This is a genomic window from Halosolutus sp. DAT137, assembly GCF_059736405.1.
This window is the reverse complement of record NZ_JCAQID010000001.1, coordinates 907,226-928,007: the sequence shown is the minus strand read 5'-3', so window position 1 is coordinate 928,007 and position 20,782 is coordinate 907,226. Positions and strand designations below refer to the sequence as shown.

20 protein-coding genes and 1 tRNA gene are annotated in these 20,782 nt (G+C 63.1%); 14 read left to right on the top strand and 7 right to left on the bottom strand.

Annotated elements, in window-relative coordinates; genetic code table 11:
- Positions 1 to 97 precede the first annotated feature (97 nt).
- Both AC6I6L_RS04520 and AC6I6L_RS04515 read right to left on the bottom strand, forming a co-directional pair.
- Entirely contained in the window at positions 98 to 1,870 is a 1,773-nt protein-coding gene (locus tag AC6I6L_RS04520) for a carbamoyltransferase family protein (protein ID WP_497916513.1), read from the bottom strand.
- 112 nt (positions 1,871 to 1,982) lie between these two features.
- A complete protein-coding gene (locus AC6I6L_RS04515; RefSeq protein ID WP_497916512.1) occupies positions 1,983 to 3,647 on the bottom strand; it encodes an alkaline phosphatase family protein in 1,665 nt (554 codons plus the stop codon).
- 314 nt (positions 3,648 to 3,961) lie between these two features.
- Between AC6I6L_RS04515 and AC6I6L_RS04510 the strand changes: the two genes are divergently transcribed.
- Positions 3,962 to 5,866 carry a polysaccharide deacetylase family protein gene (locus AC6I6L_RS04510; RefSeq protein WP_497916511.1) on the top strand — a complete coding sequence of 635 codons (1,905 nt, stop codon included), beginning with the start codon at positions 3,962 to 3,964 and terminating at the stop codon, positions 5,864 to 5,866.
- Positions 5,867 to 5,969: 103 nt separating this feature from the next.
- Here the strand turns inward: AC6I6L_RS04510 and AC6I6L_RS04505 are convergent, their stop codons facing one another.
- Entirely contained in the window at positions 5,970 to 6,476 is a 507-nt protein-coding gene (locus tag AC6I6L_RS04505) for a GNAT family N-acetyltransferase (RefSeq protein WP_497916510.1), read from the bottom strand.
- Between the two features lie 619 nt (positions 6,477 to 7,095).
- Here AC6I6L_RS04505 and AC6I6L_RS04500 point away from each other — a divergent pair.
- Positions 7,096 to 8,697: a uracil-xanthine permease family protein gene (locus tag AC6I6L_RS04500; RefSeq protein ID WP_497916509.1), complete on the top strand. Its 1,602-nt coding sequence runs from the start codon at positions 7,096 to 7,098 to the stop codon at positions 8,695 to 8,697.
- Positions 8,698 to 8,886: 189 nt separating this feature from the next.
- Complete coding sequence (locus AC6I6L_RS04495; protein ID WP_497916508.1) at positions 8,887 to 9,714, top strand: alpha/beta fold hydrolase; 828 nt, start codon at positions 8,887 to 8,889, stop codon at positions 9,712 to 9,714.
- 564 nt (positions 9,715 to 10,278) lie between these two features.
- Here AC6I6L_RS04495 and AC6I6L_RS04490 read toward each other — a convergent pair.
- Positions 10,279 to 10,351: transfer RNA gene (locus tag AC6I6L_RS04490), tRNA-Gln, on the bottom strand.
- Between the two features lie 217 nt (positions 10,352 to 10,568).
- Between AC6I6L_RS04490 and AC6I6L_RS04485 the strand changes: the two genes are divergently transcribed.
- A complete protein-coding gene (locus AC6I6L_RS04485) occupies positions 10,569 to 11,030 on the top strand; it encodes a universal stress protein (RefSeq protein WP_497916507.1) in 462 nt (153 codons plus the stop codon).
- A gap of 42 nt (positions 11,031 to 11,072) precedes the next feature.
- Here the strand turns inward: AC6I6L_RS04485 and AC6I6L_RS04480 are convergent, their stop codons facing one another.
- From AC6I6L_RS04480 to ribH, 3 genes are all read right to left on the bottom strand, one after another.
- Positions 11,073 to 11,327: an EamA family transporter gene (locus AC6I6L_RS04480; protein ID WP_497916846.1), complete on the bottom strand. Its 255-nt coding sequence runs from the start codon at positions 11,325 to 11,327 to the stop codon at positions 11,073 to 11,075.
- Between the two features lie 127 nt (positions 11,328 to 11,454).
- On the bottom strand, positions 11,455 to 12,603 hold the full coding sequence (locus AC6I6L_RS04475) for a pyridoxal phosphate-dependent aminotransferase (protein ID WP_497916506.1): 1,149 nt from the start codon (positions 12,601 to 12,603) through the stop codon (positions 11,455 to 11,457).
- Positions 12,600 to 13,031, bottom strand: coding sequence for a 6,7-dimethyl-8-ribityllumazine synthase (ribH, locus tag AC6I6L_RS04470; RefSeq protein ID WP_497916505.1), 432 nt, complete (start codon positions 13,029 to 13,031; stop codon positions 12,600 to 12,602). Before ribH ends, AC6I6L_RS04475 begins: the two co-directional genes overlap by 4 nt.
- 209 nt (positions 13,032 to 13,240) lie before the next feature.
- Between ribH and AC6I6L_RS04465 the strand changes: the two genes are divergently transcribed.
- The 10 genes from AC6I6L_RS04465 to nuoK all read left to right on the top strand — a co-directional run bounded on the left by AC6I6L_RS04465 (position 13,241) and on the right by nuoK (position 20,782).
- The gene (locus AC6I6L_RS04465) at positions 13,241 to 14,452 is read left to right on the top strand and encodes a 5-(carboxyamino)imidazole ribonucleotide synthase (RefSeq protein ID WP_497916504.1); all 1,212 of its coding nucleotides are present in this window, start codon (positions 13,241 to 13,243) and stop codon (positions 14,450 to 14,452) included.
- 20 nt (positions 14,453 to 14,472) lie between these two features.
- A complete protein-coding gene (locus AC6I6L_RS04460; protein WP_497916503.1) occupies positions 14,473 to 15,105 on the top strand; it encodes an AIR carboxylase family protein in 633 nt (210 codons plus the stop codon).
- A 287-nt stretch (positions 15,106 to 15,392) separates the two neighbouring features.
- Positions 15,393 to 15,803, top strand: coding sequence for an NADH-quinone oxidoreductase subunit A (locus AC6I6L_RS04455; RefSeq protein ID WP_497916502.1), 411 nt, complete (start codon positions 15,393 to 15,395; stop codon positions 15,801 to 15,803).
- Complete coding sequence (locus tag AC6I6L_RS04450) at positions 15,803 to 16,510, top strand: NADH-quinone oxidoreductase subunit B (protein WP_497916501.1); 708 nt, start codon at positions 15,803 to 15,805, stop codon at positions 16,508 to 16,510. Before AC6I6L_RS04455 ends, AC6I6L_RS04450 begins: the two co-directional genes overlap by 1 nt.
- Positions 16,507 to 18,165 carry an NADH-quinone oxidoreductase subunit D gene (locus AC6I6L_RS04445; RefSeq protein WP_497916500.1) on the top strand — a complete coding sequence of 553 codons (1,659 nt, stop codon included), beginning with the start codon at positions 16,507 to 16,509 and terminating at the stop codon, positions 18,163 to 18,165. The genes AC6I6L_RS04450 and AC6I6L_RS04445 overlap by 4 nt, the downstream gene beginning before the upstream one ends.
- A 1-nt stretch (position 18,166) precedes the next feature.
- Positions 18,167 to 19,249, top strand: a complete 1,083-nt coding sequence (locus tag AC6I6L_RS04440) for a complex I subunit 1/NuoH family protein (protein WP_497916499.1) — start codon at positions 18,167 to 18,169, stop codon at positions 19,247 to 19,249.
- Entirely contained in the window at positions 19,246 to 19,707 is a 462-nt protein-coding gene (locus AC6I6L_RS04435; protein WP_497916498.1) for a NuoI/complex I 23 kDa subunit family protein, read from the top strand. The genes AC6I6L_RS04440 and AC6I6L_RS04435 overlap by 4 nt, the downstream gene beginning before the upstream one ends.
- A gap of 42 nt (positions 19,708 to 19,749) precedes the next feature.
- Positions 19,750 to 20,016 (top strand): NADH-quinone oxidoreductase subunit J, encoded by a 267-nt coding sequence (locus tag AC6I6L_RS04430; RefSeq protein WP_497916497.1) that lies wholly within the window; start codon positions 19,750 to 19,752, stop codon positions 20,014 to 20,016.
- Positions 20,013 to 20,480, top strand: coding sequence for a hypothetical protein (locus AC6I6L_RS04425; RefSeq protein WP_497916496.1), 468 nt, complete (start codon positions 20,013 to 20,015; stop codon positions 20,478 to 20,480). The genes AC6I6L_RS04430 and AC6I6L_RS04425 overlap by 4 nt, the downstream gene beginning before the upstream one ends.
- Complete coding sequence (gene nuoK, locus AC6I6L_RS04420) at positions 20,477 to 20,782, top strand: NADH-quinone oxidoreductase subunit NuoK (protein ID WP_497916495.1); 306 nt, start codon at positions 20,477 to 20,479, stop codon at positions 20,780 to 20,782. Before AC6I6L_RS04425 ends, nuoK begins: the two co-directional genes overlap by 4 nt.

Genomic DNA, 20,782 nt, shown 5'->3' with positions numbered 1-20,782 from the left:
CTAAGCGCGCCGGGGCGGCGACGTGACTGGTACCCGACTCCGGGGAGTCTGCTGATAGAGGGGGTATTCGCCTCCGGGGAGTCTGGTGAGAGAGCAGTTATTCGATCCCAGCGATCTGATGACCTAACGGTTGTGCGATCCCGGTGGACTGGGACGCCTTTGTCACGAGCAGGTCCTCGAGAACGAGCACGTCGAGGCCCATCCCGAAGAAGTCCTTGAGCGCCTCGGTGGGCGTCGTAACGATCGGCTCCGCGTGGTCGTTAAACGAGGTATTGAGGAGGACGGGAACGCCGGTTAGGCGATCGAATTCGGTGAGCAGCCGGTGGTATCGCGGATTTTGCTCCTCGGTGACCGTCTGCGGCCGCGTCGTCTCGTCCGCCGGGTGGACGACCGCGGCGAGTTCGTCGCGTCGCTCGGGGGTCACGTCGAAAGCCCTGATCATGAACGGGCTCTCCGCGGCGTTTTCGAGGTAGTCGGCGGCCGCGTCGGCGGTCATCGATGGCGCGAACGGCCGCCACCCTTCGCGGTGTTTGACGAACCGGTTGACTCGGTCACGGGAGGCCTCGGTTCGCGGGTCTGCGAGGATGCTCCGGTTGCCCAGCGCTCGCGGCCCCAGTTCCATCCGGCCCTGAAACCAGCCCACGAGCGCCCCGTCGGCGATGTACTCGGCAACGCGGCGTTCGAGGTCGTCGGGTTCGGTCGACACGATCTTGTTCGTCTCGAGAAGCGATCGGATCTCGCCGGTCTCGTAGGACGGCCCCAGATACACGTCCGTCATCGGCTGGACTTCGCTCGGCAACCGATCGATCCAGCCGCCGCCGAGTGCGAGTCCGGCGTCGTTGGCTGCCGGCTGGATAAAGACGTCCTCGACGCAGGGCAGTCCCCCGATCGCCTTGTTGAGTTTGCAGTTGAGGACGACGCCGCCGGCCAGCCCGACGTTACCGGTTCCGAGTCGCTCGGCGTACGTCTCGACGATGGTCGTAACGGACTCCTCTAAGAGTTTCTGTGCCGTGTAGGCCAGGTCCTTCTCGAACTGGTCGAACTCGCCGGTCGTCGTCGATCGCGGACGATCGAACAGTTCTTCTAAGGCGTTGACGCCGTGTTCGGTCCCCCAGCGGCCGGTGAGGGCGGTGACGTCGTAGTCGACGCCGGTGTCGATCTGCTCGCGCAGTCGACGCTCGATTTCGGGGTTGTCGGTCCCGTAGGGGGCGAGTCCCATCACCTTCCCCTCGCCGTTGAACATCCGGTACCCGAGGTAGTTCGTGATCGCGGCGTAGAACAGCCCCCAGCTGTTGGGGTGTTCGTAGGTCCGTACGCGGGTGAGGCCGTCGGGCGTGGCGTGCCAGACGACGGTCGAATCGTACTCGCCTTTCGCGTCGACGGTCACCACCAGCGCCTCGTCGAACGTCGACGGGTGGAACGCGCTCACCGCGTGACATTCGTGGTGAGAGCGACACTCGATCGGCGGCAGCGGCGTCCCGATCTGTCGGAGTCGCGTTTCGACGCGACGGGTCGGCGCGAACCGCGCCCTGATCTGGTCGCTCGCGACGTTTTGCAGGTGCGAGAGCTTTCGGAGCGGACTGTCGAGCTGTTGGGTGTTTTTGAGGTAGTGTCCGAGAATCTTCGATCGCAGTTTCGGATCGTACGGAAGCACGACCTTGCCGAGATCATCGACTTCGATCCCCTCGTACTCGAGACAGGCCCGGATCGCGTTTTCGGGGAAGGTGTCGACCGCGTGTTTCTCCCGCGTCAGGCGCTCCTCTTCGATCGCAAACAGGAGATCCCCGTCGCGAAAGAGCGCCGCACTCGGGTCGTGCTGGCCGTAGAGACCGATCGCCGGCTTGAACGAGAGCGTGTAGCTGTCCCTCATGACGTTGATCGTCTCGAAGTCGGTTGACTGGTTGCGGTGTCACTGACCAGGCTGCCGGAGGAGCGATCGTGCAGTCGTATCAGGATGTGATCGCGCTCAGACATCGCGGAGATCACTCCACGTACCCCAGATCGGCGAGTCGGTTCTCGACCGCGGAATCGACCGTTGTTCGGCCGGTCGACGCGTAGTCGGGGTAGGCCATTGGCTCCGTCGGCTCGACGATCGGGAGCACGCGCCCGTCCATGCGATCGCTGTAGGGGACGCCGAGTGCCGCGAGAATCGTCGGCGCGACGTCGAACAGGTGAGCGCCGTCGACGGACTGAGCGGTGTCGATCCCCTCGCCGCCGGCGACGAGGATGCCGTCGAGTTTGTGGTTCCAGGGTTCGGTCGTCTCGACGAAGTACTCGTCGGACGGTTGAGCTGAGAGGAAATGCTGGAAATCGTTCGGGATCGTGATGATATCGACAGCACGATCGGTGTACGGGCCGGAAAAGAACTCTTCGCGGGGGGCGACCCGCTCGAAAACGGGCTCGCCGTCGGGGGCGGTCACCGATTCGAGTTCGCTGATAAGTTCGGCCCGGACGTTCTCGTACTCGTTTTGCGGAACCACCCCCTCGGGATCTCGGCCCGCGACGTTCATCCGGACGCCGAGTTCGGTGCGCGCGCGGACGTACGCTATCGAGTTCGAGAAGTCGACCTGCTCGTTTCCCGTGCGGACGACGCCGTCTGGGACGTGTGCTTTCGCGACCTCCGCGAGGCCGAGTCGCCGCAAGACCGTGCCGATTCGGTGGGTCGTCAGGCCGACGCTCGCCACTTTTGCGGCGACCCGTTCCGCGGTACTCGGTTCCCACCCGTCGGCCTGTTCGCCCTCCCGAAGGTCGTCTCGCATCACGTTCCAGGTCGGCATTCCCTTGCCGCCGAGCGTGGTCTCGAGGTAGCCGCCGTCTTCGAGAAAGGCGTTGACGCGGAATTCGGGCTTTTCGTACCGTCCCATCCCGTGATCGCTCGCAACGAACACCCGCCGGGGCTCGCAGGCCTCGAGCACCGCGCCGATCTGTTCGTCCGCGGCGGCGTACACTCGCTCGACCTTCTCCCACTCTCCATCGAACTCGTGAAAGACCGTGTCGGTCTTCTGGAACTGGAGAAAACCGAAATCCGGCTCGAAGCGATCGGCCAGGTAGCGAAACGCGTCACCGCGCATCCCAACGAGTGTGCAGTACTCGTCCATTTTCTCGGCATCCGAGAGCGAGTCGTCGCCCCTCGCGTATCGAGGGTAGACGCGATACTCCCCGATCGCGTCGCGAACGTCGTCGAGGATCCCCTCCGGGTGACAGGGCGGGTCCTCCGGCCCGATGAACCCCGGGACGATCGCGCCGTCGATCTCGTCGGGCGGGTGGGTCACCGGGACGTTGACGACGACGCTCGATCGATCGTGGTGGTCGAGCAGCGTCCACAGACGGTGGGCGTCGACGTCCTCACCTTTCACGACGTGGAAATCGTAGCCGTCGAAGCCCGTAAAGCCGAAGACGCCGTGTTTGCCCGGGTTGACGCCGGTGAACAGCGACGGCCACGCACTCGGCGTCCACGGCGGAATCTGAGACTCGAGCGGACCGGCAGCCCCGCTTTCGAGTAGCGACTGGATGTTCGGGATAACGTTCTCATCGGTGAGACGATCGAACACCGGTCGGCAACCGGCATCGATGCCGATGAGCAAGGCGTCCATCCGGTTCGTCGCCGGATCTATATTTTCACCCTCGGTCGTGGCGGTCCGTGTCATTTAGATACGTCATCGTGCGGGCAGGGGGGTGATTATTAATATCTGGTAAAATCGGTGCGTATCGTCGCACGAGTGGACTGGAACAGTGTCGGATGGAGCGAACCTGCATCGGTTCCGTGACGAGTTCGCCCCGCTGACCCGGCGAAGCGGCGTTTAACACGTGGCTAAGTGCGTTTCAGATCGTACGCACGCCACCGATCAACACGTTCCGAGCGATGGATCGAACGTTCCAGAGGAGAACGCGGAGTTCCGAACGGCGAACCTCAGTTAAGAAATCCATCACCAAATGCCTCGATGGACACGAGACGAGCAGGATGAAACAGACGATTTCCAGACGGCACGCACTGGCTGCGCTCGGGACCACCTCGGCCGCGCTTGCCGGCTGTACGACGGTCTTTTCGGGCGAGGAGTTTGGCGACTCCGACGGAAGTAATTCCAACGGTGGGGAGACGGGTGTCGACGGAGTGGGGAGCAATGGCGGGGAGACGACCTGGCCCGCGATCGACGCTGGTGAACTCCTCTCGGACTTCGAGGATCTCGATCGGTGGGAGGCCCAGACCGGGCGGATCGAGGCCGCACCGGAGGAGGCCCGAATCGGCACGCAGGCGGCGGTCATCGAGAGCGACGAGCGAACGGCCGGCGCGAGTATCTTCTTTCCGGACGGTCTCGATCTCGAGGGGTGGGACACCTCAATCGCGGTCAAGCCGGAGTCCGCGAACCGACTCGTCGTCGAGTTCATCGCCCCGACGCGCGGCGAGCGCCTCAACACGGTCCGGACGATCCCGGCGGAGTTCGACGGCTGGTTCCGCCTCGATTGCGGCTACGAACACAAGCCCGAAGGCGAACCGGACCGGTCGGACGTAACCCGGCTCAATATCGTCGCCGTCGGTCCCGACGACGGTCCGACGCGGATCGTCGTCGACGACCTCCGGCGGACCGAGGCGGTCGACAACGGGAAGGCGATTCTCGCGTTCTACGGCGGAGACGAATCGCACTACGACATCGCAGCGCAGCGACTCGAACAACGGGGCTGGGCCGGTGCGGTCCCGGTCGATCCCGGACGCATCGGGGGGCAGGGCCAGATGGACCTGAGGGAGTTGCGAGAACTGCGCGATCGGGGCTGGGATATCTGTTCGTATCCGCGTAGCGAGCGCGACCTAACCGACCAACCCGAGGACCGACAACGGACGGTCATCGGTACCGCCCGCAACTCGCTGGCAAATCAGGGCTTTCCGGACGGCGCGCGCCACTTCTTCGCTCCCGCGTGGCGGCGGATGACCGAGACGACGCACGAGATCGTCCGCGACCTCCACGAAACGGGGTTCCTCTTTGGCAGTTGTCCCACCGGCGCGCCGCCGACCGGGATGCACATGACGCCCGTCATCTGGGGACCGGCGCTCCACAACGGCGTTCGCCGGCACATCAACCTCTGCGATCAGTACCAGCAACTCACCGTCATCCGCGTGCCCCGGATCGTAGACGACGATGACGCCGAGGGCGACGTCATGACGCTCGACGACTTCGAACACCTGCTCGATCACATCGACCACCGCGGCCTCGATGTGATCACGCCCTCCGATCTGGTCGACGGCTCGATCGCCCGAGATACCACCGGAGACCAGACCGAAGACGAGAGCGACAACAGGCCGACCGGGCAGATCCTCGACTCGGGCCAGGCCTACTCCTTCGAGCGATCGGGCGCGGTCGAGTCCGACGAGTTCCGTCTCGACGACGGGATCCTCACCGCCACGTTCGAACACGACGGCGACGGCCCGTTCGTCGTCGACGTGGTCCCGATCGACGGCACCGTCGCCAACGAACGCCTGGTGACCGCCACGGGAGACGCGAGCGGCGAATCGATCGTCACCGTCGGAGAGGGAACCTACCGACTCTCCGTCGAGGCAGACGGCCAGTGGACGATCGATCTCGCCCAACCCGCGATCCACGCCGACGACCTCGCGGACCCGCCGATCGAGGCCTCTGACACCGGATCGGGATTCGTCGGCCCGCTCTGGGCCGAGGACGATCTGAGCCTCGATGTCACCCACGACGGTACGGAAACGTTCACCGTCGACGGCTACGGCGTCGGCGGGAGTCGCGAACAACTGGTCAACCAGACCGGCGCGTTCGACAGTTCGCGATCGTACGCCGCGGATGGTGTCACCTGGCTCAACGTCGAAGCGGACGGAACCTGGACGATCGATGTCGAAGACGCCTGAACGGCGTTCTCTGATGCGTCTGACGACCGCTCGTCGCCGTTAACGACCGATCGTGTAGCCGTCTTACGACCGGGGTTGCACCGATTCGCCGTCGTCGCGTCCCTCAAAGCTGCAGTTCCATCTCGTGTTCGCCGCGCTTTCGCGCCGTCGTTTCGAACCCGGCTGATCGGTAAAGGTTCATCGCGATGCGATTGGTTCGCGAGACGGTCAGCCAGACGTGATCGATTCCGTGTTCGTGTCCGTAGGCGAGCAAGCCCCGAATGAGGTGCGTTCCGATACCCGCCGCCTGGTACGCAGACCGGACGAAAATCGCCAGTTCGGCCGTCCCGTCGAACGGAATCAAAACCGCGTGGCCGACGATATCGTCGCCGTGTCGGGCGACAGCGTTCAGCCCGTCTTCGAGTAGGTCTTCGATCCACTCCCTAATTCGAGACTCGGTCCGCGGTGGTAACCCCTGAGACCGCGATTCCGCGTCGAAGTGTGCGTACATCTCGACCAGCGGCTCGACGTCGCCGTCGTACGCACCGATCGTTATTGTCCGTTCTTCGTGGTCCATGAACGTCGTCGGCGGACGCTCAAACGGTGACCGCTGCTCGGAGGAGGGAACCATACGGAATCGTTGGGGAGCTGGCGTCCTAAGGGTAGTTCGGATTCCCGATCGGTGGGAGCGATGCGGATCCACAGATACGGTGGACGTGCTATGGTGGCCACTGACTGTCAATGCATACCTGATTGCACGACGGGAGCGTGGTTCGAGACGAGCGTGGTTCGGAACGAGCGTGGTTCGGAACGAGCGTGGTTCGGAACGAGCGTGGTTCGGAACGAGCGTGGTTCGGAACGAACGGAGTGAGTGAGAACCACGGCCAGCGAACGGGGAGCGAAGCGAGGCGCCTGGCGCCTCGAATAGCGAGCGGTGACCAACGGGAACCGCGAGCAGTGACCCGTGAGTGAACGGAGTGAGTGAGAACCACGGATAGCGAGCGAGAACCGCGCATAGTGCGATCGATGCACAATTCGTTTCAGTTGTCATTTTGGCCCCGTTTTCAGCCGCCGATAGCGTCGAACCAGCCCGCCGTCAGTGCGATGGCGTGACTTACCCGGAGCGATCATCGTCTGTTCGCCCTAAGGCGTGGCAATTTAGCCCCGTTCGCCTGACCCATTCCGGCCCGACGATCGCCGTCGAACCGACATCCATATCAACGGGATCGCCAGTTATTAGCCGACCAGAAATGACGGACGAGGACGCCGGTACGTCAGGTGCCGGTGACGAGATCGAATACGGGATCGACGACCGGCCGCCGCTTGGCGAGTCAGCGGTGCTCGGCGTACAGCACTATCTGACGATGGTCGGTGCGAACATCGCCGTCCCGCTGTTGCTCGCGGGTGCAATGGAGATGCCATCGGACGTGACTGCGCGGTTCGTCGGCACCTTCTTCGTGGTCTCCGGCATCGCGACGCTCGCCCAGACGACGTTCGGGAACCGATACCCGATCGTCCAGGGCGCACCGTTCTCGATGCTCGCGCCGGCGCTGGCGATCGTCGGGGTCGTTACCGCAGGCGGCGTTCCGGGACCGACAGGCGACTGGCAGACTGCACTGGTACAGCTCCAAGGAGCGATCATCGTCGCCGCAACCGTTCAGGTCGCGTTGGGCTATCTCGGACTCGTCGGAAAGCTCAGACGGTTCCTCTCTCCGGTCGTAATCGCGCCGACGATCGCGTTGATCGGGCTTGCGCTCTTCGACGCCCCGCAGGTGACCGGTACCGACCAGAGCTGGCTGTTACTCGGGTTGACGCTCGGCCTCATCGTGTTGTTTTCTCAGTATCTCGACGTCGAATACAGGGCGTTCCGACTCTACCCGGTCGTCCTCGCGATCGCCATCGCCTGGCTGCTCGCGGTCGTCCTCTCTGTAACAGGCACGATCGGCGGTGACCATCCGGGCTACATCTCTCTCGAATCGGTCACCGACGCGCCGCTCGTGTTGCCGATCGTCCCGTTCCAGTGGGGGATGCCCGAGGTGACCGCGGCGTTCGTCGTCGGGATGATTGCCGGCGTGCTCGCCTCGATCGTCGAGAGTATCGGCGACTACTACGCCGTCGCGAACCTCACCGGTGCGGCCGCACCGAGCGAGCGACGGATCAACCACGGTATCGGGATGGAGGGTCTGATGAACGTCTTCGCCGGGATCATGGGTACCGGCGGTTCGACGTCGTACTCCGAAAATATCGGCGCGATCGGCCTCACCGGCGTCGCCTCCCGCTACGTCGTCCAGGTCGGGGCCGTCGTAATGTTCGTCTTCGGCTTTCTCGGGTACTTCGGGCAGCTGATCGCGACCATCCCCGACCCGATCGTCGGCGGCCTCTTCGTCGCCATGTTCGCCCAGATCGTCGCCGTCGGCCTGGGAACGCTCAAACACGTCGACCTCGAGTCGTCGCGGAACGTCTTCGTCGTCGGCTTTGCGCTGTTCGTCGGCCTCGCGATTCCCGAGTACATGGCCAACTTCGCGAACACAATCGCGTTCCGCGAGGCGATCGCACTGGAAGCGACGATCGCACCGCTGCTCGAGTCGGGGGCGCTCGCCGGCACCGCCGCGGCAGTCTGGCTGGCAGCAGGGGCACAGGCGATCGTCGACACCATCTTCATTATCGGGTCGACAGGCATGGCCGTCGGAGGGCTCGCAGCGATCGTCCTCGACAACACCATTCCGGGCACTCGCGAGGAACGCGGGCTCGCACAGTGGGAGCGAATCACGGAAGACGATTCCGAGTTCCGATCGTTCTGGGATCGCTGGCTCGGCGGTGACGAAGTCGCGGGCGATGCGGACAGTCGGTAGGAACCGCTCGACCAACTCTCGGGCGACCGACTACGGCTCCGGCGGCCGGTTCATCGCAGCGATCGATCGAACGTCTGGACACCTCACGGCCCATCGACCCACCGTTCGGACGCTTCGTTTGGACTTCCCCTCCCAGTATCCGATGCGCAACCCGGAATCCTATACGCCTTCGGCCCGGATCGTTACCGGATGAGTACACTCTCACGCGAAAACGGCACACTCTGGTACGAGACGACGGGCGAGGGCCACCCGATCGTCTTCGTCCACGGCGGCTGGATGAACGGACAGGCCTGGACACCACAGGTTGTACATTTCAGCGACGACTACCGAGTCGTCACCACTGACGTTCGCGGCCACGGGAAGACTGGTGCGACCGATCCAGACCGGTACTCCATCGAACTCTTTACCGACGATCTGGAGGCACTTCTCGATCACCTCGCGATCGAGCGGCCGATTCTCTGTGGACTCTCGCTGGGATCGATGGTCGTCCAGGAGTTCCTCGCTCGCCACCCCGATCGAGCGACGGGCGCGATTATGGGCGGTGCAGTACAGTCGATGCCTCCCGTCGAGTTGCCGGCGGGAACAAAGCCGTGGCTGTCGCCGCTTCCCGCGCTGTCGACGTCGCTCGCGGTGACGGGCCCCAGGACGACGTTTCGCTCCATGCTCGCTTCGATTCGAGTGACCACGGGTGGCCCCTGGCTGGCGCTCTCCCGAGACGTTCGCGAGGAGGCGATCGACGCCGTCGGATCGTTCTCACGGGCCGAGTTTCGCAAAGTGTTCGACGCGCTTTACCAGTACGAACCACCGGCACTTACCCACGTCGAGACCCCGACACTCGTCGTTCACGGCGCTCACGAGGCACCCCTCGTCAAACAGCAGGGGCGAGCGATCGCTACAGCCGTCGACGACGGGACCTGGCTGAGTATCGACGGCGCAGCACACCTCGTCAATCAGGATCGACCCAACGCGTTCAACGAGGCCAGCACGGCGTTTCTCGACGATCGCATCCCGGCGTAATGTTCACAGCGGCCCGACGGTCGATCGACCCCCGTCGTCTCAATACCGTTTGGAGCCGAAGCCAAGTGGCTCGACATAGATGTGACTCACGGTAATCGAATCAGGCTACGGCGAGCGATCCCCTTCGACGAACACACGGTGACACCAGTCGAACCCACCGCTAGTCAATCACCGCGTACGAAGGGGGAGCGGAACGTCCTCGATCAACGAACAGTCGGTCGTTTACATGCAGTTTTGAGGATGTACGCGACCCGTCTTCGTATTTATACTACTGTGGGTGTACGCTACAACCATAAAATGACTAGTAATCTAGACGAAGTGGCGGTCTCCAGTCAAAATGACGCGTCACACGCACACATCACTAGTCAGGAACGGAGGCTCTGGCGCGCGCCACAGAGACTGTTCGAGTCCGGCGTCACCACCAGCAACTCCTGGCAATGAACCCCTTAAAAAGAGGATTCGTACAAATGGATATAATGCCGGGCGGATTCGAACCGCGAGGACTCGAATCCTCTCGTCCTCTGGGCCCGAATCCGCGAGGACATTCGCCGCTCGCGGCAGAAGTAGTCCCGGGCGGATTCGAACCGCCGTCGTGGGCTCCAAAGGCCCATATGATTGGCCACTACACCACGGGACTTCGCACTCGCACTATTCGCTCGTCGGTACAATAGTGTTACTTTTCGACCCGCGTCCGAGTTACTCTCTCACTCGCGATCGATCGCTGTCACCAGCGACGAGGCAACCGATATCCCACACCATCTACCCGGTAGGACCGCTGGTCACGAGCACGAACAGGTGCGTTGCAGGCAGTCTGCCGGGTCGGGGTTTTTATCGACTTCGATCGTACCACGAACATGACAGCCCACGTTCTCGTCCCGATCGACGGCTCGGAACACTCCTGGAAAGCCTTCGAGTACGCGCTCGCTCACCACGGCGGCGGACAGATCACCGCGTTACACGCGCTCAACCCGGTCGACGGCCTGTTTTCGGCGGCGGCCGACGAGGGTCTCTTTGCCGACCCGGAGGGCGGCTTCTTCGGGTCAGAGACCCACGAAGAGATCGAACGCCGCGGGGAGGAATTGCTCGAGGAGGCCCGCCACCGATTCGAGGACGCGTCGCCCGCGGAGACGACGCTCGAGACGGTGACCGAATCCGGCCGGCCCGAGCGTGTGATCGTCGACTACGCCGAGGACCACGATGTCGACGGCATCGTCATCGGAAGCCACGGCCGCGAGGGCGTCTCGCGGGTGCTTCTCGGAAGCGTCGCAGAGGCGGTGACCAGGCGGGCGTCCGTTCCGGTGACGATCGTCCGGTGAGCGCCAGACGAAGGTGCGCTGGAACCGCCGTAACCCCCAGTCTCAGGTGCTGTCGACGGACCGACGAAGTTCGGCGCGAAGCTCCCGTCGTTTGAGCACGCCGAAGCCGACGAGGATGAGCAGGAATCCAGCGACCATCGTCGCCGTCACCGGCTCAGCAAACAGCGACCAGCCGGCGGTCGTCGCGACGATCGGAACCAGGTACGTTACGAGCGTGACCTCGATGGCCGAGTGGCATTCCAGCAGCGAGAAAAAGAGCGTGTAGGCCACGACCGTTGCGGGAATGCTGAATAGCAGAGACGCGCGATCGTAAGTATCACACGAAGCACCACCGAGGATGGAGCGATACGTGAACGGGGACAGAATAGCTCGATGACCGCGCGTTCCGTCGTTCGAGTCTGCGATTCCGATCGGACCTGTCGGGCTACAGGTAGCCTTCGGCGGCCAGTCGATCGATTCCTTCGTTCAGTCGGTCCTCGCTCGCCGCGTAGGAGATGCGGGCGTAGCCGGGCGTGCCGAACGCGCTTCCCGGAACGGTCGCGACGTGGGCGTCTTCGATCGCACCTTCACACCACGCCTGATCGTCTTCATCTACAGGGAGCATCATGTAGAATGCGCCTTCCGGAACGGCAACGTCGACGCCGTGGTCGTCCAGCAGGTCGACGACGAGGTCTCGCCGCTCGCTGAACGCCGCGGTCATTTCTTCGACAGCCTCGTCCGTGTTCTCGAGGGCTTCGATGCCCGCGTGCTGGACGAAGTTGACGGCCGAGGAGACCGAGTGGCTGTGGAGTTTGCCGGCCTGCTCGATCAGGTCCTCAGGACCCGCGAAGTAGCCGAGACGCCAGCCGGTCATCGAGTAGGCCTTCGAGAAACCGTTGACCGTGATGGTGCGATCGGCCATTCCGTCGAAGGTTCCCAGACTCGTCGGCTCGACGCCGTAGGTAATCTCCTTGTAGATCTCGTCGGAGATGACGGTGATGTCGTGTTCGACGGCCAGATCGCGGACGCCTTCGAGGGCCGCGTCGGAGTAGACGGCACCCGTGGGGTTCGACGGCGAGTTGACGACCAACAGTTCCGTCTCGTCGGAAACGGCGTCAGCGAGGTCGTCGAGTGCGGGTTCGAGCTGGAAGTCGTGGGCCGAGAGGTCGACGCGGGTGAGGTCGCCGCCGGCCATCTTGACCATGGCCTCATAAGAGACCCACGCAGGGTCGAGAAGGACGACCTCGTCATCATCCTGAATCAGTGCCTGGACGATCTCGTAGAGGGCTTGCTTCGCGCCGGGCGTAACGATTATCTCCTCAGGTCCGTGATCGAGGCCGTCGTCGGCCAGTTTTTCGGAGATTGCCTCACGAAGCTCGAGAATGCCGGCGGATGTGGTGTAGCCGGTGTGGCCGGCGTCCATCGCGTCCTGGCCGGCCTGAACGATGTTTTCGGGCGTCGGGAAATCGGGTTCGCCAACGCTCAGGTCCACGACGTCTGCGCCGTCGTTTTCGAGTTCGGTGGCGAGTGCGGAGATGGCCAGCGTGGCGGACGGTTCGACTCGGGTCAGGCGATCGGTAAATTCCATCGTCATTGTGAATCAGCGTCTGGATCTGGGTCGGGAAGTTCGTCGGCGAGATCGAGTGCGCCATCGACGGCTTTCGCGGCGTTCTCGACGCGCTCGCGTGCTTCGGCGGCGGACATTCCGGGACCAGTCACGCCGAGCGTGACGGGCGTATCGCGATCGAGGCTCACGTCGGCCAATCGCTGGGCGGCAGCGTCCGTGATGACCTGGTCGTGGTCCGTATCACCGGTGATGACCGTGCCGATGACGACCACCGCGTCGACCGGGTCGCGGCGCGCGAGGCGATCGGCGGCCAGCGGCGCGTCGTAGACGCCGGGGACGGAAACGACGTCGAACACCTCGGCTCCGGCGGTACTCGCGGCCTCCGTGGCCGCCTGCTCCATCTGCTCGGTGATCGGCCGGTTGAATTCCGCGACCACCAGTCCGAGCGTGGTCATAGGCGTGCCGTGGTGTGGCTCCCTAAAAGAGGTACCGTTCTCGTGCGATTGCGTCGACAGCGAGACGGTTCCTACGGCGATTGATGGGACCGATCGGGGCCGCGATGTTCTCGATCGTGCCCACCGCGTCGAGTTGCCCACCGAGCGTTGCGCACGATCGTGACCGAAAGTGAGAACGCTTAAACGAAGTCGAAGCCAACCGGCGCGCAATGACAACGCTGGAGACGCCAGGCCCGACGATCGGGGTCGTCGGCGGCGGACAACTCGGGCGGATGCTGGCGGAGGCGGCAGCACCGCTCGGGGTCGAACTCGTCGTGCTCGATCCGACGCCGGACTGTCCGGCCGCGCCGGTCGTTCGCGATCAGATCGTTGCCGACTTCGACGACGAAGCGGGGATTCGGGAACTCGCTGCGCGTGCAGACGTGCTGACGTTCGAGATCGAACTCGCCGACCAGGAGGTCCTCGATCGTGTCAGTGCGGACTCGGGAACGCCGGTTCACCCGAAGCCCTCGACGCTCGAAACCATCCACGACAAGCTCGTCCAGAAGCGCGAACTCCGGGATGGGGGGATTCCGGTCCCGCCGTTCCGGCCGGTCGAAGCTGCCGACGATATCCGCGAGGCGATCGACGACTACGGCGCGCCGGTCATGCTCAAGGCCCGTACGGGTGGCTACGACGGTCGAGGAAACGTCCCGGTCGAGTCGAAAGCCGACGCCGAGGAGGCCCTCGACTCCATCGGGGGGCCCGCGATGGTCGAGGCGTTCGTCGACTTCGAGCGCGAGATTTCTGTGATCGCGGCCAAGGGAGCCGACGAGATCGCGACCCTCCCGATCGGAGAAAACGTCCACGAGGACGAAATTTTGCGAGAGACGATCGTTCCAGCCGGTTCGGGGGACGCGGTGAAAGCGACGGCACGCGATGTCGCGGCGGATGTTCTCGCGGTGATGGAGGGCCGCGGCATTTACGGCATCGAACTGTTTGAAACCACCGACGGCGACATTTTGCTCAACGAGATCGCACCGCGCCCGCACAACTCCGGGCACTGGTCGATCGAGGGGGCCCAGACCTCGCAGTTCGAGCAACACGTCCGTGCGGTACTCGGGTGGCCTCTCGGCGCGACGGCGCTCCGTGCACCGACCGTTTCGGTGAACCTCCTCGGCGACGTCGAGGAACCGCAGAAAGCCGAACTCGACGGCGTCGATCGAATCCTCGAGACGCCCGGCGCGAACCTTCACTGGTACGGTAAGCGACAGGTCCGCCCGCTCCGAAAGATGGGCCACGTCACCCTGACCGCACAGGACGACGAATCGACGACCGACCTGCTCGAAACCGCACGCGAACTCGAGGATTCGGTGACGTTTGTCAGTGAGCGCACAGGGTCGGGCGGCGGCACAGATTCCAAGACGTTGACGGACGACTGAGCGAATACCAGGCCAGACCAATGAGTGACACCGTTTCAGAGCTGATCGATCGACTGCACCGCGAAGCCGAACAGGACCGACCGACCGAGGAAACCCCGGACGTGGGAATCGTCATGGGCAGCGACTCCGACCTCGAGGTGATGTCCACCGGCGGCCGTCGCCGTGGGGCTTACGACGCCTTCGTCGATGAACTCGGCTTCGCCGAACAAACCGACTACGAGAACCCGCCCGAATCGCGGTTTACATTCGAGACCTACGTCACGTCGGCCCACCGGACACCGGAGTTAATGACGGCATACGCCGAGACCGCCGAAGATCGAGGACTCGAGGTACTCATCGCCGGGGCGGGCGGGAAATCCGCCGATCTGCCGAACATGACGGCGGCGATCGCGTACCCGCTGCCGGTCATCGGGGTCCCGGTTCAGGAAAAATCCGTCGACAGCGTCATTGGGATGCCGACCGGCGCACCGCTGGTGGCCGTCGACGCGGAGAAATCGTTCAACGCGGCATTATCCGCAGCCCAGATACTCGCCAGACAGCACGACGAGATTCGCGATCGGCTCCTCGCGTATCACGAGAACCTCAGAATCGAAGTCGGGACCGTCTCTCGGGAACTGCACGATCGCGGAACGGACGCGTTTTCCGAACGGTAAGCGCCCCAGCATCTGCGGACGAATTCGTCGCCCAGTCACGAGGAGAAACGTTCGCGCTTCGATCCGATTCTGTAGGATTGCTTACTATTTCTGGCTGGCGCTACACTCGTCGAGCGGTAAACTCGTGTTACAGTTCTCTCTGTGGTTGACACGATCGCATATGGGACTCGGTGACAATTCAGGGAGATTCAAAATCATCGAAGGCGGCGCTGTTGGCCGTCTCTGACCCGCAAAATGAACAATCAACCCTTATATGCGTGCGGTTTGAACTTCCGAACGTTACGGAGATGAATGATTGGATCGCCATCGGGATGCTGGCGCTCGTGGGGCTGTTGATACCGTTCGGGATGATGACGGTATCGTATCTCCTGCGGCCCACCGTTCCCGAAACGAGCAAACGCGCCACCTACGAGAGTGGTGAGGTGCCGACCGGCGGGACGCGCATCCGGTTTAATATTCAGTACTACATGGTTGCGCTTCTGTTCGTCGTCTTCGACATCGAGACCGTCCTTCTGTTCCCGTGGGCGGTCGTCTACCAGGATGCGCTCGCGGCCGAGGAGTACGGACTGCTCCACGCGCTCGGGCCGATGTTGCTGTTCGTCGCCATCCTGCTTGTCGGACTCGCGTGGGCGTGGCGCAACGGTGCCGTACAGTGGGCACAAACGCCTCGGCAACTAGATTCCGGAGCTGATCGATAATGAGTAGCGACAACCCACGGCAGGAGATCTACGAGAGTACCGCCCCGTCGACGGACACCCGTGAGTCGCGGATGGGCGAGGGCGTCGACGATCGCTTCAACTCGAAACTCCGTGAGGCATTCGGCGCGTCTCCGTTCATCCTCACGAAGTTCGACCAGTTCATGAACTGGGTTCGCGGGAACTCCATGTTCATGCTGCAGTTCGGGATTGCCTGCTGCAGTATCGAGATGATTCACACGTACGCGATCAAACACGACCTCGATCGATTCGGAGCCGGCGTCCCCCGCGCTTCGCCCCGACAGGCCGACGTGATGATCGTCCCCGGAACGATCGTCTCGAAGTTCGGCCCTCGCATGAAGCGGGTGTACGACCAGATGCCCGAACCCAAATTCGTCGTCGGCATGGGGTCGTGTACGATCTCCGGCGGCCCGTTTCAGGAGGGATACAACGTCGTGAAGGGTGCCGAGGAGATCATCCCGATCGACATCCACGTCCCCGGCTGTCCACCGCGGCCGGAAGCGCTCGTCTACGGGGTCATGAAGCTTCAGGAGCGAATCCGGAACGGCGAAACGTCGCCGGTAGTGGTCAAGCCGTACGAACTCGAGGAGTTCGGCGACCTGCCTCGCGACGAACTCGTCCAGAAACTCGCGAGCGAGATCGACGAGGACGACCTCGTCATGCGGTACAACTGGGCTGATTCGCCATGAGCACGGGACTCGAGAGACGGCAGGAAGCCGTCGACGTGACCGAAGACGACCTTGCTGCGCTGATTGGCGATCGTGCGCTCGGACGCGACGATCACCTGAACGCGCCAGGCTTCGTCATCCGGCCGGACGACGTACAGAACGTCCTCTCCGATCTCAAGACCGAAGCCGGATTCGACCACCTTTCCTGTCTGACCGCCCAGCAGTATCCGGATCGGTACGAATCGATCTACCATCTGAAGAAGTACGCCGATCCAACGCAGGAAGTCTCGATCGTCGTTCCGACGGCGACCGACGAACCCGTCAGCCAGACCGCCGAACCGGTCTTCCGGACGGCCGACTGGCACGAACGCGAGGCGTTCGATCTGATCGGGATCGACTACGAGGGCCATCCCGATCCGCGCCGAATTCTCCTGCCCGAGACGTGGCAGGGTCACCCGCTCTCGCTCGACTACGATCAAGAAAAGCCGCAGATCGTGACCCTCTCCGAGCACGCGAATCCGATTCAGCCGGACCACCACGACGCCGAGTCGGACACGATGTTCCTCAACATCGGCCCACACCATCCGGCGACCCACGGCGTGCTCCACGTCAAGACGGTGCTGGACGGCGAAACCGTCGTCGATGTCGACCCCGACGTGGGCTACCTCCACCGCTGTGAAGAGCAGATGTGCCAGCAGGGCACCTACCGCCACCAGATTATGCCCTACCCCGATCGGTGGGACTACGTCTCGGCGGGCCTGTTAAACGAGTGGGCCTACGCCCGCGCGGCGGAGGATCTGGCGGATATCGAGGTTCCCGAGTACGCCCAGATCATCCGGACGATGGGGGCGGAACTCTGTCGGATCGCCGCACACATGCTCGCGCTCGGAACGTTCTGTCTCGACGTCTACGGTGACTTCACCGCCGTCTTCCAGTACGCCTTCCGCGATCGGGAGGTCGTCCAGGACATTCTCGAGGACCTCACCGGCCAGCGGCTGATGTTCAACTACTTCCGGCTGGGCGGGCTCGCCTGGGACCTCCCCGAACCCCGCGAGGAGTTCTTCGAGAAGACGCGGGACTTCCTCGACGAACTGCCCGCAAAGGTCGACGAGTACAACGACATGGTCACCTCGAACGAGATTTTCCAGGTTCGCTGTGTCGACACCGGAATTCTGGAACCCGAAGTGGCCAAGCAGTACGGCTGTACAGGGCCCGTCGCCCGCGGCTCGGGCGTCGACTACGACCTGCGCCGGGACGATCCCTACGGCTACTACGAGAACCTCGACTGGGACGTCGTCACCGAGGACGGCTGTGACAACTACAGCCGCGTCCTCGTCCGGATGCAGGAAGTCGAGGAGTCCGCGAAGATCATCGAGCAGTGTCTCGACTTGCTCGAGGAGTGGCCCGAAGACGAACGCGAGATTCAGTCCAACGTTCCGCGGACGCTCAAGCCGGACGCGGACACCGAAGTTTACCGGGCCGTCGAGGCCGCGAAAGGCGAACTCGGGATCTACATCCGATCGGACGGCACCGACAAACCCGGCCGATTCAAAATCCGGAGTCCGTGTTTCCACAACCTCTCGGCGCTCGAGGAGATGGTTCAAGACGAGTACATTCCGGACCTGATCGCCTCGCTCGGCAGCCTCGATATCGTTCTCGGGGAGGTGGACCGCTAGTATGTCCGCGACGGTACCGATCGTTCCGTTGCAGGAGACGGTGTTGCTCCCCGACCGAATCGGGGAGCTCACCGGTCTCGACGGCTTCGGCCTCGCCGGCGAGTTGCTCGCCGCGTTTCTGGCCGCGTTCGTCGTCGGTAACCTGATGCTCGCGATGACCGGCGTCGCTGGACCGTGGGCGAAACGAAAGATTACTGCCGCGTTCACGGATCGAATCGCCGTCAACCGGCTCGGCCCGGCCGGCCTGTTCATCATCGTTGCCGACTCCGTTCGACTCCTCTCGAAGGAGTTGATTATCCCCGAAGGTGCCGATCGGCCGGCCTACGACCTCGCGCCGATCGTCGTCGCGTCGTCGGCGCTGCTCGGCTTCGCCGTGATTCCGATGGGAAGCGGGATCCACCTCGCGGACCCCGAGGTCGGCCTAGCCTACGTCTTTGCGGTCGCAGGGATCGCGAGTATCGGCCTAGTAATGGCCGGCTACGCCTCCTCGAACAAGTACTCGATGCTCGGCGGCCTGCGGGCGGTCGCACAGAACGTCGCCTACGAGATTCCGCTCGTCGTCACCGGGATGTCGGTCGTGATCTTCGCTGGCTCGTTGCAAATGAGCGAGATCGTCGCCGTTCAACAACAGACGATCGTCGATCTCGGAATCGTGACGATCCCCGCGTGGTTCGCGATCGTCAACCCGTTCGCGTTCGTCGTGTTCCTGATCGCGAACTTCGCTGAAGTCGGCCGAAACCCCTTCGACACGCCCGAAGCGCCGACCGAGATCGTCGCCGGCTACCAGACCGAGTACTCCTCGGTCTACTTCGTGTTGATCTACCTCGGGGAGTTCCTCCACATCTTCCTCGGCGGTGCGATCATCGCGACGATCTTCCTCGGCGGACCAGCCGGTCCCGTCTTGCCGGGAATCGTCTGGTTTATCATCAAGATCTGGGCGGTATTCTTCCTGACCCAGTGGCTCCGATCGGCGGTGCCACGCGTCAGGATCGACCAGCTGATCGAGATCGGCTGGAAGGGACTGCTCGTCCTTTCCTTTGCGAACTTGATCTTGACCGCAGTAATTGTGGGGCTGATAGCATGATCGGACTACTCAAATCGATGGCGACGACGATGAAACACGCACTGGACGGCTCGACGTTCACCGTCGAGTATCCGGAGACCGCACCGGACGTCTCGCCGCGATTCAGGGGCGTCCACAAGTTCAGCCAGGAGCGGTGTATCTGGTGTCGCCAGTGTGAGAACGTCTGTCCGAACGACACGATCCAGATCGTGATGGACGACAAGCGAAACGGCGAACAGTACAACCTCCACATCGGGCAGTGTATTTACTGTCGGCTCTGTGAGGAAGTCTGTCCGGTCGACGCTATCCTCCTCACTCAGAACTTCGAGTTTACGGGCGATACCAAACACGACCTGGTCTACAACAAAGAACAGCTGAAGGCCGTTCCCTGGTACAAGGACATCGATCCGCTCGAATCCCGCGAACCCGATCGGGGCGCGTGGATCGGCGAGGGCGACGGGGAGGTCGATTACCAGTAACACGGGTCGCCCGTCCCGGCAAACGGGCATATTGATACAACAATGACATACGAGCTGATCGCGTTCGCGCTGTTCGCGTTCGTCACGCTCGCCAGCGCTCTGGGCGTCGTGCTCCTGCGTGACCCGTGGCACTCGGCGCTCATGCTGGGCGTGGCACTGGTCAGCGTCGCGGTTCACTACGTGATGCTGGCGGCGGAGTTCGTCGCCATGATGCAGATCCTCGTCTACGTCGGCGGGGTGCTCATCCTCATCACGTTCGCCGTGATGCTGACACAGCGCGAGGAGACGGACGAGGTGGTACAGGCATGACGAACGGTCCGAAACTCCGACTCGGCCAGACGCTGGCACCCGGACTCCTCGCCGTTGGCCTCTTCGGCGTGATGGCCCTGATCGTGTTGAACACCGGCTTCGACGCGATGGAGGGCTTCCCCGAGAGCGTAGCGATCACGTCGGCACTCGGCTACGCGATGTTCGACTTCGCGGCGCTGCAAGCCAGCGACGGCGTGCCCGGCACCGAACCGTTTCTCGTCTCGTTCATTCTTATCGCGGTCGTCCTCGACGCCGCACTCGACGCCTCGCTCGTTCTCGCAAAACGCGAAACGGAGGGCGAACCAGTTGCCGCGCTCTCGAGTACGCGCACGGGTAGCGACGCGGGAACCGGTGGGAACCCGTCGACCGATCGGGCGTTTACCGACGGCGGTAACGAGCAAAGAGACGGCAGCGACGACGCCGACGCGCGGACAGACGACGGCGAAGGAGGTGACGCGAAATGAGCGTCGCGATCGAGTACTACGTCCTGCTGTCGATGGGGCTGTTCTGTATCGGTCTCTTCGGCATCCTGACGCGTCGAAACGCGCTGTTGTTCCTGATGTCCGTCGAACTCATGCTGAACGCGGCGGCGCTCAATCTGATCGCCTTCGCGTTCTATCACGGTAACCTCACCGGGCAGGTGTTCGCGCTGTTCGTGATGGCACTTGCCGCCGCCGAGGTCGCCGTGGGACTCGGGATCATTCTGGTACTGTATCGCAACTTCCGTGATGTCGACGTCACGGTTCCGACGACGATGAGGTGGTAA